Genomic DNA, 16,987 nt, shown 5'->3' on the forward strand with positions numbered 1-16,987 from the left:
TTGAAAGTTTTAAATAAATTTTACCCGCACGCATTAGCTATTCTAGGTTTTGTAGTTATTTCTTTAATTTATTTTTATCCTGTTCTACAAGGAAAACAAATCTTCCAGTCCGATATCGCTCAGTTTACTGGGATGGCCAAAGAACAAAACGACTTTAGAGCCATTGAACATCAAGAACCTTATTGGACAAATTCTGCTTTTGGAGGAATGCCTACCTATCAATTAGGAGCAAAATACCCTCACGATTACATCGGTGCTCTAGATGATGCTATCCGATTCTTACCTCGACCAGCCGATTATTTATTCTTATACTTTTTAGGATTCTATGGTCTTTTATTGGTATTGAAAATCGATCCGTTAAAAGCTTTTTTTGGTGCGATTGCCTTTGGTTTTTCTACATATTTGATTATTATTTTAGGAGTGGGGCACAATGCCAAAGCCCACGCAATTGGGTATATGCCTATGGTAATTGCAGGTTTTATACTTGTTTTTCAGCGTAAATATATTCTAGGTGGCTTGGTTACGTTGTTTGCCACAGCTCTAGAAATTAATGCGAATCACTTTCAAATGACCTATTATTTGTTGTTGCTTTTGTTGATTTTGGTAGGGTATTATTCGTATCAAGCCATCAAAGAGAAACAATATAAAGACCTTGGCAAAAGCTTTGCAATATTAGCTATTGCAGGAATTTTGGCTATTGGAGCAAATGCTACCAATTTACTAGCTACTTCTGAATATGCTGCTTTTAGTACTCGTGGGAAAAGTGAATTGACATTTAATCCAGACGGTTCAAAGAAAACGGAAGACATCGCCTTGTCTCGCGAATACATTACAGAATACAGTTATGGTATTATGGAGAGTTTCAATTTGATTGCTCCAAGACTCTTTGGTGGTTCGAATAGTGAAGCTCTTGGGAAAGATAGTGCTATGTTTGAATTTATGGTGGGTCAAGGTGTTCCTGAAGATCAAGCTGCCGATTTTGCAAATGGATTACCAACGTATTGGGGAGATCAACCAATTGTAGCTGCTCCAGCTTATATTGGAGTTGTGGTTTTCTTTTTGGCGGTTTTAGCATTATTTATAGACAAAAGGAAAATTAAATATGTATTCTTTGGAGGCGCTATGTTTGCGTTAGTCTTGTCTTGGGGAAAAAACTTTTCTTTATTGACAGATTTCTTCATTGATTACGTTCCGATGTATGATAAGTTTAGAGCCGTTTCGTCTATTCAGGTCATTCTGGAATTATGTTTCCCAGTATTAGCCATTATGGGATTACAATCCTTTTTTACTCTAGAAAGGCCACAACAAACTAAAGGAATTTTGCATACAGCATTATTTGGTTTAGGCGTTATGCTCATTCTTTTTGTAAGCAAAGGTGCTTGGAGTTATGCTGGTAGCAACGATGGATTGTATTTGCAAAACTATGGTCCGGGATTTGTAGACGCATTAAAAGCAGATCGTATGAGTTTATACACGGCCGATTTGTTACGCTCTTCCTTTTTTATAATCGTTATCGCTGCAATTTTGTGGTTGTATACCCAAAAGCGTTTGGCACAAAATACCGCTATAATTGTTGTTGGCGTTTTGATGATTTTTGATCTTTTCTTCGTGGATAAAAAATATGTTTCAGGAAAAGATTTTATGAATGGTAGAGAAGTGGCAGCTCCATTTCAAGAAACTCCTGCTGATATTCAAATTTTGAGAGACCCTTCTAATTACAGGGTTTTTGAGGTAAGTGGGAATTTATCAAGCGCAAGGGCTTCATACTTTCATAAATCTTTGGGAGGTTATCACGCGGCTAAGCCTAGAAGAATTCAGCAGTTATTCGATTATCAAATCGCTAAAAATAATATTGAGGTTTTAGATTTTTTAAATGTAAAATACATCATTCAAACCGATAAAGAAGGCAAAGAATTCCCAACCGTTAATCCTAATGCCAATGGAAACGCTTGGTTTGTAAGTCAAATAATAACAGTTTCTTCTGCCGATGAAGAAATGAAAGCTTTGGATAAATTCGATTCTAAAAATGTGGCAATTGTCAATACAAAAGAGTTTGCCATTCAAAATAAAAGCTTTGTAAAAGATACTTCAGCGGTAATTACTTTGGATGCCTACAAACCGAATCATCTAACGTATACTTCAACTAATGCTAATGCTGGTTTAGCGCTGTTTTCTGAAATGTATTATGCTAAAGGTTGGAAAGCCTACGTTGATGGCAAAGAAACCCCAATTTTCAGAGCAGATTATGTATTGAGAGCTATTGATATTCCAGCGGGGAAACACAAAGTGGAATTCAAATTCGAGCCACAAGTGGTTCAAACAGGAAGTCTCATAGCCTTGGTTAGTTCTATTGGAATGCTATTGCTTTTGGTAGGAGGGATATATGTAGAGCGAAAAAAAGCTACCAATAAGGGAAAGTAATTGTATTGAAAAATTGAAATTGATTTGATGGATAAATCATTAGGAATTTCCCCTTTGGGGACAAGTGGGCGTAAACTCTTAATCATCACTTATTATTGGCCGCCAGCCGGTGGGCCTGGGGTGCAACGTTGGCTTAAGTTTGTGAAATATTTGCCAGATTTTGATATACAGCCCATTGTTTATATTCCAGAAAATCCAACCTATCCAATAGTCGATGCTCATTTAGAAAAAGAAGTGTCGCAACAAGCTATTGTTTTAAGAAAAAGCATTTTTGAACCCTATCAATTGGCTTCTTTTTTTTCTAAAAATAAAACCAAAAAAATAAGTTCGGGAATCATTCCTAATCAAAAAAAACAATCCTTTTTGGAAGCGTTTTTATTGTGGATACGTGGGAACTTATTCATTCCAGATGCCCGTGTTTTTTGGGTAAAACCTTCTGTGGCTTATTTAGAAAAATATATTGCTGAAAATAATATAGATACTATCGTTACTTCAGGTCCACCGCACAGTTTGCATTTAATTGGATTGGAGTTGCAGAAAAAAGTAAATGTAAAATGGTTCGCCGATTTTCGTGACCCTTGGACGACTATTGGATATCACAAAGCCTTGCGTTTGTCTAGTTATGCTGCCAAAAAGCATAAAAAATTAGAACATCAAGTGCTAAATGCCGCTGATACGATTATTGTAACTAGTAAAACGACTAAAACGGAGTTTCAAGCCATTACTTCAAAACCAATTGAAGTTATTACGAATGGGTATGACACTGAAAATGTGGCACCACAAACATTAGATACCAAATTCACTTTGGCACATATTGGTTCGTTTTTATCCGAACGCAATCCACTGATTCTTTGGGAAAGTTTAGTGGAGTTAGTTGCCGAAATCCCTGATTTTAAAAATCAGCTGGAGATTAAGTTGATGGGTGCTGTAAGTCAGGAAGTATTGGATACGATTACGCGATTTGGACTGAACGACTATTTGAATAATTTGGGCTATGTACCACACGATGAAGCTGTAGCGCATCAACGTAAATCGCAGGTATTATTGTTAATCGAAATAGATTCAGAAGATACCAAAAGCATCATTCCGGGGAAACTTTTCGAATATATGGTTTCTGGAAGGCCAATTATCGCTATTGGACCCAAAGACTCTGATTTTGCCGAGATTATCACTAGTACGAATACAGGAGTGTTTTTCGAATACGATAAAAAACAGCAATTGAAAGCGACCATTTTAGCCTACTATCAACAGTTTTTGGAAGGAAAATTGCAGTCGAATCCAGTAGGTTTGCAAAAATATTCCAGAAAAAGTTTAACCAAAGAATTAGCTACTCTTTTAACCTTAAAACAGTAACTTCAAACCTCTAACTTCAAACCTCTAACTTCTAAATTCTACCTTCGAATAATGGGCATTGTTTTAAATCAATCACTAAAAAACACTATAATAACTTACATCGGTTTTGGAATAGGCGGGATAAGTACCTTGTTTTTATTTCCACCTATTTTGGGTAAAACCTATTATGGTTTATCTAATTATATTTTGTCCTGTGCCAATGTATTGATGCCTTTATTCGCTATTGGAATGCAAAACACCTTGGTAAAATTTTATTCGCAGTGCAAAACCGAAGACGAGAGAAATCAGTTTTTGTCTTTTACTGTTTTGTTTCCATTGCTTTTCAGTATTCCACTGCTTTTGATTGGTTTGTTTTTCTATGATGAAATTTTATTTTTTGTTACCAAAAAGAATCCAATTGTAAAAGATTTTATTTGGATGATTCCTCTTGTAGGATTATCTATGGCATATTTCGAAATATTTTATGCTTGGGCAAGAGTACATATGCATTCTGTCTTTGGAAATTTTATCAAAGAGGTTGCTTTACGACTATTTTCATTGCTAGCCCTTTTGGCTATGTATTTTAAGTTGATTACAGCGGTACAGTTTATCTATCTTACGGCGGGGATTTATTTTATAGCTTTTTTGGTCACTATGTTTTATGCCTTCCGAATCAAAAAGCCTGTTTTTCAATGGGTAGTTCCAGCACACGTAAAAGGAATTATAGAGTATTCGTTCTACATTATTTTATCTGGAAGTGTTGCGAATTTGCTACTTGACGGAGATAAAATTATGTTGAATCAGTATCTAGACATTGGGGCTATTGGAATTTATTCGGTAGCAACGTTTATTGCTTTAGTGATTTCAGTACCAAGTCGCGCTATGCATCAAATTGTGTATCCAATTACAGCCAAATTAATGCACGATAACAAATACGACGAGTTGAATGTCTTGTACAAAAAAACGTCTATAAATCTACAAATGGTGGGCGGATTCGTAATGCTGTGCATTTTTGTCAACATCAATCAGTTGTATGAATTGTTGCCCCAAGAATATGCGGGCGGAATTATGGTCGTTTTTATGATTGGAATCTCTAAATACTTCGATTTGATTTTAGGAAACAATAATGCCATTATTTTCAACTCCAAATACTACCGTATGGTGCTGTTTTTGGGAGTAATGTTAGCCGTGTTAACCTTTTTACTCAATTGGATTTTTATTCCTTTATATGGCATAATTGGCTCTGCATTTGCTACTTTGTTGTCAATTACTGCGTACAGTATAGCCAAATTGTATTTTGTTGTCAATCGTATGCATTTATATCCTTTTAGCAAACCAACCTTAGTGTCTTTGGGAGTTACGTTGGCAATTTTTCTGCTTTTTTACTTTTGGCAATTTCCATTTCATCCTTTAATCGGCATTACGTTAAAATCGATTTTGCTAACCGTGGTGTATGTTTATGCAAACTATAAAATGGTTATTTCTCCCGAAATCAATCAGGCTATCGATACGCTCTTTATTAAATTAAAAATAAAAAAATAGCACATACTTGTCTTAAATAGAGGAGATTCTGTTAAAAGTATACTGTTTTGTCTTTATATTTGTTAAGCTAATTTTCAGATAAATAATGTTTAGGAGCAGTGATTAGAAGCGTTTTTGGTCACATCGTCCCGCCATCCGCTATATCTTTGCTTCTTAAAGAAAAAAGCAAAGGATGCCGCTGCTGTCGGGGCTAAAAGGAAGCATTTAGCTTTCTTGCTTTCATTACAAAGAAATCAATAGCTTATTTTAATAAATACAGTCATCTTCTATGATTCACTTGAAAGCTTTTAGAATTCTATTAATTTCATTGACCTTAACCTCTGTTTTGTGGGCGCAAAAACAACAAGTAAAGCCCGTTGTAACCACTCCAAAAGTTACTGATTCAGTGAATGTGGTTACTTTTAAGGATAGTTATCCAGTAGCACCTTTTCAGGATACCTTGTTTTTTATTCATAATAAAATAGGAGGGTTTTCTCCCGAGAAACGAGCCAAAGCAATTGCTGACAGAATCCGACAAATTTACAGCGACCCTTTGTTCGAAGCCGATTCCCTAAAAATTGTTCCAGCCGATATTACGCTTGATATCGTTTACAAAGAAGCCTTTATTATTATGTCTATCACCACGGTAGATGCCAAAACTGTTGGTAAAGACAGTCAATCTTTGGCGCAGCAAAATATTGGAATCATTTCCAAAGCTATCGTAAAAGAAAAAGAAAATAACGCCCCAGTCAAATGGATCAAACGCATAGCGCTAGAACTTCTTTTTATAGGATGTATTGCTTTACTCTTGTTTGGTATAAACGTTGTTTTTCGAAAGTTTAAATATTTCCTAATCCGAAATGATGAAAAATATTTCAAAGGCATTTTAATCAAGAATTTTCACATTTTATCACCAGCCAACCAGCTCTATTTTACGTTGCGAATCATTGGAATCATTCGTACCATAGTTTTTATTTTTATAATATATCTCTCGTTACCCTTGCTTTTTAGCGTTTTTCCATCAACTGTGGGGTATACAACGACGCTGATTCATTGGATTATGAAACCTGCCAAGTTTGCTTTGGTAAGTTTTATTGATTTCTTGCCTAATTTATTTTCTATTATCGTAATTGTTGTTTTGTTTCATTATGCCTTAAAAATAGTGAAGTATTTTGTAGATGAAATTCAAAAAGAAAACATCAATATCGATGGATTTTATAGCGATTGGGCTAAACCGACATTTAATATCATAAGAGTATTGCTGTATGCTTTTATGTTAGTGATTCTTTTTCCATACTTGCCAGGTTCAAATTCGCCTATTTTCAAAGGAGTTACCGTCTTTGTTGGTATCTTGTTTTCTATTGGCTCTTCGAATGCAATTGCCAATATGGTAGCTGGATTAGTAATTACTTATATGCGACCTTTCAAGATTGGTGATTTTATCAAAATTGGCGAGGTTAGTGGTTCTGTAATTGAAAAAACAGCTCTTGTCACCCGAATTAGAACTCCTAAAATGGAAGATATAACTATTCCTAATGCGACGGTTTTGTCGAGTTCATCTATAAATTTCTCTGCTAATACCAGAACTAATACCAATGGATTAGTGATTCATTCCACAGTAACGATTGGTTATGATGTACCTTGGCGTGAAGTGCATAAAGCCCTAATTGAAGCAGCAAATCGTACAGACTTGATTGAGAAAGAACCCAAACCATTTGTATTACAAACCAGTTTAGATGATTTTTATGTATCGTATGAAATTAATGCTTACACCAAAGAAGCTACAAAGCAGCCACTTATCTACTCAAATTTGCATCAAAACATTCAGGATTGTTTTAATGAAGCGGGTATAGAAATTATGTCACCACATTATAAAGCATTGAGAGATGGGAATCATACGACTATCCCAGAGTCTTACTTATCTAGAGATTATCAGCCGTCCGTTTTTCAGATAAGTAATGATTATAAAAATAAGAAATAGTTTAAATAAAGTTTAAGACTTTATTCTCTTCGAGTTACTTTTATCGGATTTTATTGCTGTTTATCTAATTTTTAAATTTATCAATTTGTATAAAGTGTTGATTTATAGTATTTTATGTTTTTTAATACTCTGTAATTTCAAATATCACTAAAAGTGGGTATTGTGCATGCTTTTTAACTAAGTTAAATTTGTGAAAAATTAATATCTAATTATTGAAATGGATTTTAATCTTTAAAACCAAAAAAGCATGAAAAATAACCAACCATTGAACCAAGAAGATTTAACCATATTTACAAAATCTATTAATTCTAAATTAGAAGAAGGATTTATCTTAGAAGAGCGTAATGATGCATTGCCTTTCGCTGTTTTATCTAAAAAACCACAAAGGGTAAATCACAAATTAAACTTTAAATTATCTTGTATTACTTTAGGGATTTGGTCTATTGTCTGGCTTTATTTGAGCCATATTTCAAAGGCTAAAAAGATAGTTGTTGGCCTAGATGAAGAAGGAAATGTATTTCAAGAAAATTGCTATATGGGTTAGATTTAGTTAATTCCTTAATAAAAGTTAGCCACGAATTCTAGTATTTTATTACTTGATTCGTGGCTGTTTTTTTGAGTACCTCTTTAGTTTACTATAGTTTCTCTTTTAGGTATTTTGCTGTTACAGATTTTTTATTTTTAACGACTTCTTCAGGTGTTCCCACAGCTAAAACTTTTCCTCCATTTTGCCCACCTTCTGGACCTAAATCAATAATCCAATCGGCACATTTTATTAAATCCAAATTGTGTTCGATGACAAGTATAGAATGCCCTTTTTCTATTAAAGCGTCAAAAGAAGCTAATAATTTTTTGATATCGTGAAAATGAAGACCTGTGGTTGGTTCATCAAAAACAAACAAGGCTTTTTCTTTGGTAGCTCCTTTAACTAAAAATGAGGCTAATTTTATACGTTGTGCTTCTCCACCGGATAAAGTTGAAGAGGATTGTCCTAACTGTACATACCCCAAACCAACATCCTGTAAAGGTTGTAGTTTTTGAATAATTTTATTTTGTTTATGTTTTGTAAAAAAAACAATGGCATCATCAATTGTCATTGTAAGTATATCGTGAATGTTCTTTTCTTCAAAGGTAACTTCTAAAATTTCTTTTTTGAATCGTTTCCCATTACAAGTTTCACAAGGTAATTGCACATCAGCCATAAAAACCATTTCTACGTTGATGGTTCCTTCACCTTTACAAGTTTCACATCGACCACCATCTACATTGAAAGAAAAATGTTTGGCTTGGTATCCTCTAACTTTTGATAATTTTTCTTTTGCAAATACATCTCGAATGTCATCATAAGCCTTGATATACGTTACAGGGTTAGAACGGGAGCTTCTTCCGATAGGGTTTTGATCAACATATTCGATATGTTTAATATGAGAAAAGGAACCTTTCATTTCTGAAAATTGCCCTGCTTTTTCACCAATGTTTTCTAGCTTTTTTTGCATAGCAGGAAACAAAATCTTTTTGATTAAAGTACTTTTTCCACTTCCAGATACGCCTGTAATAACGGTAAGTACATCTAATGGAAAGATGACATCTATATTTTGCAGGTTGTTTTCCCTTGCTCCAATTATTTCTATGAAATTCTTGTAAGTACGTCTTTTTTTAGGAGTTGCAATAGTTTTGATACCACTTAAATAATTAGCTGTCAACGAATCTGTTTTGAGGATTTCAGCATATGTTCCTTGTGCTGCTAAGCTTCCACCTAATGTTCCTGCTTCAGGACCAATATCAATAATCATATCGGCAGCTTTCATAATGTCTTCATCATGTTCTACCACGATTACTGTATTTCCTAAATCTCGTAATGAAAGTAATACATTAATTAAGCGTTCAGTATCTTTGGGATGCAAGCCTATACTGGGTTCATCTAAAATATACATAGACCCTACTAAACTGCTGCCAAGAGATGTAGCTAAGTTAATACGTTGTGATTCTCCACCTGATAAAGTTGACGAGTTTCTATTTAAGGTCAAATAATCCAATCCTACTTCGGTCAAAAAAGACAATCTATTATTAATTTCAATCAATAAACGTTTTGCTATTTGTTTTTCATATTCATCCAATTGAATTTCTTTAAAGAAATCGACTAGATTTTTTATTGGTAAATCTACAAGATCAGACACTGTCTTGTGGTTTATCTTAACATAGGATGCTTCTGGGCGAAGACGTTTCCCTTTGCATGTAGGGCATTTGGTTTTGCCTCTATAACGAGAAAGCATCACTCTGTTTTGAATTTTATAATTTTTTTCTTCTAATTCTTTGAAAAAATCATTAAGCCCCTGAAAATATTGATTACCAGTCCATAATAACTCTTTTTGTTCTTCGCTGAGTTGAAAATAAGGTTTGTGAATTGGAAAATCAAATTTGTATGCGGTTTTGACTAATTCATCTCTAAACCAACTCATACTTTCTCCTCGCCAAGGGTAAATGGCATTTTCAAAAATAGAAAGTGTGGTGTTAGGAATAACAAGTTCTGAATCTATTCCGATAATGTTTCCGTAACCTTCACAAGAGGGACAAGCGCCATAGGGATTATTAAAGCTAAATAAGTGAACGTTTGGTTCTAAAAAGGAAATACCATCCAGTTCAAAATTATTAGAAAAGCTAAAACGATTATTTTGGTTAAGTTCTTGTAAAAAACATTCCCCTTTTCCTTCGTAAAAAGCCGTTTGAATCGCATCTGCCAATCGATTGTAAAACTCTTCTTCATTCTTTACTACAATCCTGTCAATGATAAGTTCGATGGTTAATTTTTCTAACTCTTTCTCTTTTTTGTCGGCAATAGAAGTAATGAAATCGTCTAAACGAAGCATTTCATGATCGACTAGCACTCTTGCAAAACCTTGTTGCTGAAGTATCTTTAATTTATCTTGCAGTTTTCGGCCTTCCTCTATATGTAGAGGTGCTAGGAGTAACCATTTACTGTCCAATGCTAATTCCTTAACACAATTAACCACATCGGTTACTGTGTTTTTCTTTACTTCTTGACCAGAAATAGGAGAGTAGGTACGTCCAATTCGTGCATACAACAACTTGATATAGTCATAGATTTCTGTTGAGGTACCTACAGTTGAGCGTGCATTGGTTGTATTTACTTTTTGTTCAATTGCAATAGCGGGAGCAATCCCTTTGATGTATTCTACTTTTGGTTTGTCTAATCTGCCCAAAAATTGTCTTGCATAAGAAGATAAACTTTCGACATAACGACGTTGTCCTTCTGCATAAAGCGTATCAAAAGCCAAACTTGACTTTCCGGAGCCAGATAGTCCTGTAATTACAACCAATTTGTTTCTTGGAATTACAACATCCACGTTTTTTAGGTTGTGAACCTGAGCACCTTTAATGATGATATTTTGCTTTGGGTCAATAGTAGAAAGTTCAATCGGCATAGTAAAATGAATTTGCACAAAAGTAATCAATTTTGCCCTGTTTGTTGAGGTTGAACGAATCACAATTTTTAGCCATATTTGATTAAAAAAGGCGCTATGGTATTTGTTTTTTGTGTTGTGAATCTTTTGTTTCTGCTGATTTATTTAGAATTTATAATATTAAGTTATAGTTTTACATAAATAATTTATCCTATGCGATTACAAAAAGCGGTACTACTAGTAACACTATTTTCGGTCATCAAGTTTTTTGCTCAAGAATTGCCACCAATTGTAAAATATGCACCTAATACTTATGGTGCTGGCAATCAGAATTGGATGATTTCTCAGGACCAAAATCAATATTTATATTTTGCCAATAATGAGGGTTTACTCACTTTTGATGGTTCTAAATGGGATTTGTACCCATCACCCAATGAAACAATTATTCGTTCTGTAAAAGTAATTGGACAACGAATTTATACGGGCTGTTATATGGAATTTGGTTATTGGCTACGCAAAAAAAATGGACAATTGCACTATACCTCATTAAGCAAAAAGATTAAAAGTAAAATTCAAGAGGATGAGCAGTTTTGGAATATTTTGAATTATGACCAATGGATTATTTTTCAATCATTGAATAAAATTTTTATTTATGATTCTAAAAAAGAAACTTTTAGAGTAATTGCTCCCCAAAGCGGTATTTTAAAATCTTATCGAACTTCAAATGCGATATACTACCAAACGGTTTCGAATGGACTATTTGAAATTGTTAGTGGAAAAGAAAGTTTGGTTTCGAATGACCCTGTACTGAAAAACAATAAAATTATCAATGTATTCGCTGTAGATCAAGGACTTTTGATTCAAACACAATGGAACGGTTTTTATACTCTAATTAATCAGACGGTTTCTCGATTTGTAACCGAAGTTGACCATCAGCTAATTGCAAATAATATTTATAATAGTCAACAACTGTCTAATGGAAGTTTCGCAGTAGGAACAGTTTCTAATGGTGTTTTTATAATTGATAAAAACGGAAAACTCCAGCATCATATATCACAAACCAAAGGATTGAGTAACAATACGGCCTTATCCTTGTTTGAAGATGCTGATAAAAATTTATGGATTGGCTTAGACAATGGTATCAATTGTATCAACCTGCAGTCTCCTATCAAAAGTTTTACTGATAATACAGGGATTTTGGGTACTGTTTATGCTACAAAACTTTTAGGAGGAAAGCTATATGTAGGGACCAATCAGGGGCTTTTTTATAAAAATTATTATTCTAATGAAGAGTTTAAGTTTATAAACGGAACTAAGGGACAAGTTTGGTCCTTGTTTGAGTGGAATGGAGAATTGTTTTGTGGACATGATTCAGGTAGTTTTTTAATTCAAGGAGGAACTGCCGTTCCTATTTTTAAAAGTTCTGGTACTTGGAAGTTTAGTCCAGTACCTAATAGGAAAGACCTTTTGTTGCAAGGCAATTATTATGGGATTTCGCTACTTCAAAAAGTTAATAATCAGTGGGTGTTTAAAAACAAAATAGCTGGATTTGATTATTCAGCCAAAAGTTTTGAAATCACTAAAGGTCTTGAAGTATACATAAGCCACGAATACAAAGGTGTTTTTCATTTACAATTGAATAAAGAATTGACAAAAACAGCTCCTTTTTACACCTATTCCAACCCTAAAAAAGGGAAAAATGCAAGTTTAGCTCAATTCAACGGCTCAATTTATTATGCCTACAAGGAAGGAATTTTTAAGTTGAACTCAAAAACTAAGCAATTCATAAAAGACCCTTTATTAAGCGCTGTTTTTAGCAAAGATGAATATACTTCAGGTCAAATGATTGTTGATTCCAATAGATTGTGGTTATTTACTAAGAACTATATTCATTACTTATCTTTAAGTAAATTGAGTAATCAATTAAAGGATAATGTAATTCCGATTCCAGCTTCATTAACGAACTCTATGTTGGGTTATGAGAATTGTACGCAACTCTCAAATTCTGTTTTCCTCATAGGAACAGTTGATGGTTACTATACTTTGAATTTGAATGATTTGAGTTTTAAAAATTATAAAGTAGCCATTACGAACATTGCTGTAAATCGTTTGAACGAAGGTTCTTATAACTATGCTATTCCGGAAGATGGGAAGTTTAATTATGAGCAAAATAACATCGCTTTTAATTTTACGGTACCTGAATACAATAAGTATATCAATGCCGAATATCAATTTTTACTTGAAGGTTTTCAAGAAGGGTGGAGTAAATGGAGTTCTCGTTCTGCTGTTAATTTTAAAAATTTACCACCAGGCGACTATGTATTTAAAGTTAGAGCTAAGTTTTCGAACACATTGTTAGAAAATACAGCTATTTATTCTTTTACCGTTTTAAAACCTTGGTACCTTACCAATTTGGCTGTAATTATCTATTTAGTATTATTTGTTGTTTTGGTATTTTATATTCATAAGGCTTACAAAAATTATTATGAAAAGCAAGAAGCCAAATTAATCGAAGAGAACAACCTTTTATTAGAAATTAAAGAATTAGAAAACGAACAAGAGTTAATGCGCTTACGCAATGAACAACTTTCACAAGATGTAGATTCAAAAAGTCGTGAATTGGCAGTTTCTACAATGAGTTTGAATAGTAAAAATGAATTATTGGCTTTTATAAAAGAGGATTTAAAGAAAACTGCACAAAGTGAAACCTCGAATATTAAATCTGTAATTTCTACCATTAATAAAAACATAACCGAAGAGGATTCTTGGAAAGTATTTAGAGAAGCATTTGATAGTGTCGATAAAGATTTTCTAAAGAGGGTAAAACAAGTACATTCTTCCCTTACTCCAAATGATTTGCGCCTATGTGCTTATTTAAGAATGAATCTTTCTTCCAAAGAAATTGCTCCATTACTTAACATTTCAGTACGAAGTGTAGAAATAAAAAGATATCGTTTGCGTAAAAAAATGGATTTACCACATGAACAAGGGCTAGTAGAATACATTTTAACCGTATAGTTTTTAAAAAAAAGCAACTTTTTACCTATACAACACCACAACATCTCTATTGTTTGTGGTTTTTTTTTATTTTTTTTAAGAACAAGTTTCAATATGTATTTCTTAATAAACACGCTTGTTTTTTGCTGTTTACTTAAATAAAAGCTAATTTTTTTGTTTTGTATGTTTTTTGTAGAGGTTACTTTTTAACTATCACGTTGTAGTTGTAGTAATTTTAGGATTCAATACAAAACCAAAATATTATGAAATCTAAACTAGTAGTAATTGCATTCATTTTGCTGGCCTCTTTGGGTTATGCACAAACGAATGAAATCAATGGAAAGGTAATCGATACCAAATCCGGCTCCTCACTTCCGGGTGTAAATGTGAGGGTAAAAAATGGAACACAAAGTGCTTCAACTGACTTTGATGGAAGTTTTAAGTTGAGCAAGGTCCCAACCAATGCAGTACTTATTTTTAGTTACGTTGGTTATTTAGATACTCAAGTCACTGTTAAAGGAAGTGAGTCATTGGTAGTAAAAATGGAGGAAGAAGCCAGTCAACTGAAAGAAATTGTAGTTATTGGTTACGGTAGCCAGAAAAAAAGAGAAGTTACAGGTGCTGTTTCGGTTCTTGATGCCAAAGCTTTGGATGTAATTAAGCCAATAAAAGTTGAACAAGCACTTCAAGGAACCGTTTCTGGGGTAAATGTGACGACTCAGTCAGGTTCACCAGGTGCCGCTTTAGATATCCGTATTCGTGGTATTGCTACTAATGGTGAAAATAGACCAACCACTATTATTGACGGTTATGTTGGTGAATTAGGACTGCTCAACCCTAATGACATCGAAACCATCACTGTTTTGAAAGATGCACAAGCTGCCATTTATGGTACTATTGGTGCTAATGGGGTAATTTTGATTACTACTAAAACAGGAAAAAAGAACGCAAAAACAAAAATCAATTTCAATACTTATGTAGGTTTTCAAGAAACCACGAGAACTTTGCCTACGCTAAATGCTACAGAGTATGCTTTGTTATTGAACGAAAGTTATGCTAATGGTGGTCAAACCATTCCTTATCCAAATGTTACAGGTTTAGGTAAAGGAACCAATTGGCAAAAAGAAGTATTCAGTACAGGAGTTCCAATCATTAATCACGATATCTCCATTTCAGGGGGATCTGAAAAAATGACATATGCAGTCAGTGGTTCTCACTTGGATCAAGAAGGTATTGTTGGTACTGATAAATCTGGATTTTTGAGAAATACAGCCAGAGTTTCTATTGGTGCAGATTTGACGGATAAATTGAAATTAAAAACGAATGTTATCTATACTTATTTTAATAGAAAATCTTTAAATGAGAATGGATTGGGTTCGGTATTATTTAATGCTTTGAACACTCCCGCCACTTTAAAACCTTATGATGCTAATGGTAACTTTACTTTAGTGCCAAGCACAACAGGTTTAGGTACTGAAATTATTAATCCATTGGCACAAATAGACAACACCTACAACGATTATAGCTTTAAGAAATTGAATGGTAATTTCGGGTTAGACTATAAATTATTTGATGGTTTTGTGCTTTCTAGTACTATTGGTTTTAATACCTCTAATAGTGAATCCAAAGATTTCGCTAAACAAGTAAACTATGGAGGTAAAGTTTTTGATGTGCAACGTAGCTCTATAACACAAGGTGCCGTAAATGACAATAATTACTCGTTTGATATTTTTGGAACTTATACCAAAAAAATTGGAGAAGACCACAGTTTTGTGGGGACTATAGGAAATACCATCTTCAAGGAATGGGGGAATGGACTTTTCGCTACAGGTTATGATGTACCAAATAATTCTTGGGAGTTCGCGGATATTTCATTGACCACAGGAACATTAGATGCTAAAACTAATAGCTCTTATGTATATGATGAAAGAAGATTGTCTTACTTTGGTAGAATTCAATACGATTTCAAAGGAAGATACTTATTATCAGCTATGTTAAGACGTGATGCTTCTACTAAATTTGGACCTACCAACAGAGTAGGTTACTTTCCATCATTTACCGCAGGTTGGATTGTTTCAGATGAACCTTTTTATGGAGAATCCAAAACGCTTAATTTTATGAAATTAAGAGCTAGTTATGGTACTCTAGGAAATGACCAAATTCCAAACAATGGTTATGTTGGTTTATTAGGAGGTGAAGCTACTTATGTGTTTAATGGAGTATTGGTAAATGGAACGGCGAATGGTCAAATTCCTAATCCAAATTTGAAATGGGAAGAAGCCAGAAAGTTTGACGTTGGTTTGGATTTAAAGCTATTCGACAATAAACTTTCTATTATTACAGACTACTTTATCGATACTCGTAAAGATTTATTAATCCCAAATATCCCTGTGTCGGGTATTAGTGGAATTGCTGCACCAGGAGCTGGAGCGCCAACCTTGAATGCAGGTACAGTACGAAATTCAGGAGTTGAATTTTCTATGGATTTCAAACATACTTTTACTAATGATTTATCATTAAGTTTAGGATACAATGTGACTTTCCTTAAAAATGAAGTTTTGGCTGTTGATAACGGAACAGGATTTATTGAAGGAGGATCTTTTGGAGTAGGACAACCCGCTCCTTCAAGAATGGAAGTTGGCAAGCCAATTGGATATTTCTTTGGTTACAAAACAGATGGGATTTTTCAAAATCAAGCCGAAATCGATGCTCATCCATCTCAAATTGCTTTAGGAGCGAATGCTGCTCCTGGAGATCTGCGCTATGTGGATATCAATGGAGATGGAATTATCAATGCTAATGATAGAACCAATATTGGTGATCCAATTCCAGAAGCTACGATGGGTTTCAATATGCAAGTAAACTATAAAAATTTAGATTTAGCAGTGTATACTTTTGCTTCAGTAGGAAATGATATGGTCCGTAATTACGAAAGAACTTTGTCTGATGCAAATCGATTGAATTATGTATTGGATCGATGGACGGGAGAGGGTTCTACTAATTCAACGCCAAGAGTAACTACAGGAGCTACCTCAAATAATGTATTCTCGAATTATTTTGTGGAAGATGCTTCTTATATAAGAATACAAAATGTTCAATTAGGATACACTTTAAGTCCAACCGTTTCTGAAAAAATTGGAGTGTCAAAATTCAGAATATATACTGGTGTAAACAATTTGTACACGTTTACTAAATACAAAGGTTACGATCCAGGAGCTTCAAATGGAGCGCCTATTGGAGGTGGAATTGATTATGGATTTTATCCTATTCCAAGAACTTATTTGTTTGGACTAAACATTAATTTTTAATTGCA

General features: G+C 33.9%; 8 protein-coding genes. 7 read left to right on the plus strand and 1 reads right to left on the minus strand.

What is annotated here, in order from left to right; translation table 11 throughout:
• From FLAVO9AF_RS01950 to FLAVO9AF_RS01970, 5 genes are all read left to right on the plus strand, one after another.
• A complete protein-coding gene (locus tag FLAVO9AF_RS01950) occupies window positions 1-2,421 on the plus strand; it encodes a YfhO family protein (RefSeq protein WP_159683398.1) in 2,421 nt (806 codons plus the stop codon).
• A gap of 27 nt (window positions 2,422-2,448) precedes the next feature.
• Complete coding sequence (locus FLAVO9AF_RS01955; protein WP_159683401.1) at window positions 2,449-3,774, plus strand: glycosyltransferase family 4 protein; 1,326 nt, start codon at window positions 2,449-2,451, stop codon at window positions 3,772-3,774.
• A gap of 51 nt (window positions 3,775-3,825) precedes the next feature.
• Entirely contained in the window at window positions 3,826-5,295 is a 1,470-nt protein-coding gene (locus tag FLAVO9AF_RS01960; protein WP_159683404.1) for an oligosaccharide flippase family protein, read from the plus strand.
• 268 nt (window positions 5,296-5,563) lie between these two features.
• Window positions 5,564-7,255, plus strand: a complete 1,692-nt coding sequence (locus FLAVO9AF_RS01965) for a mechanosensitive ion channel family protein (protein WP_159683407.1) — start codon at window positions 5,564-5,566, stop codon at window positions 7,253-7,255.
• Window positions 7,256-7,502: 247 nt separating this feature from the next.
• Complete coding sequence (locus FLAVO9AF_RS01970) at window positions 7,503-7,799, plus strand: hypothetical protein (protein ID WP_159683410.1); 297 nt, start codon at window positions 7,503-7,505, stop codon at window positions 7,797-7,799.
• 91 nt (window positions 7,800-7,890) lie between these two features.
• Here FLAVO9AF_RS01970 and uvrA read toward each other — a convergent pair whose 3' ends face one another.
• Window positions 7,891-10,698, minus strand: coding sequence for an excinuclease ABC subunit UvrA (gene uvrA, locus FLAVO9AF_RS01975; RefSeq protein WP_159683413.1), 2,808 nt, complete (start codon window positions 10,696-10,698; stop codon window positions 7,891-7,893).
• Between the two features lie 192 nt (window positions 10,699-10,890).
• On the opposite strand from uvrA, the gene FLAVO9AF_RS01980 reads away from it, so the two are divergent.
• Window positions 10,891-13,695: a triple tyrosine motif-containing protein gene (locus FLAVO9AF_RS01980; RefSeq protein ID WP_159683416.1), complete on the plus strand. Its 2,805-nt coding sequence runs from the start codon at window positions 10,891-10,893 to the stop codon at window positions 13,693-13,695.
• A gap of 242 nt (window positions 13,696-13,937) precedes the next feature.
• On the plus strand, window positions 13,938-16,982 hold the full coding sequence (locus tag FLAVO9AF_RS01985) for a TonB-dependent receptor (protein WP_159683419.1): 3,045 nt from the start codon (window positions 13,938-13,940) through the stop codon (window positions 16,980-16,982).
• The last annotated feature ends 5 nt before the right edge of the window (window positions 16,983-16,987 follow it).

This window comes from Flavobacterium sp. 9R (assembly GCF_902506345.1).
GTDB lineage: Bacteria > Bacteroidota > Bacteroidia > Flavobacteriales > Flavobacteriaceae > Flavobacterium.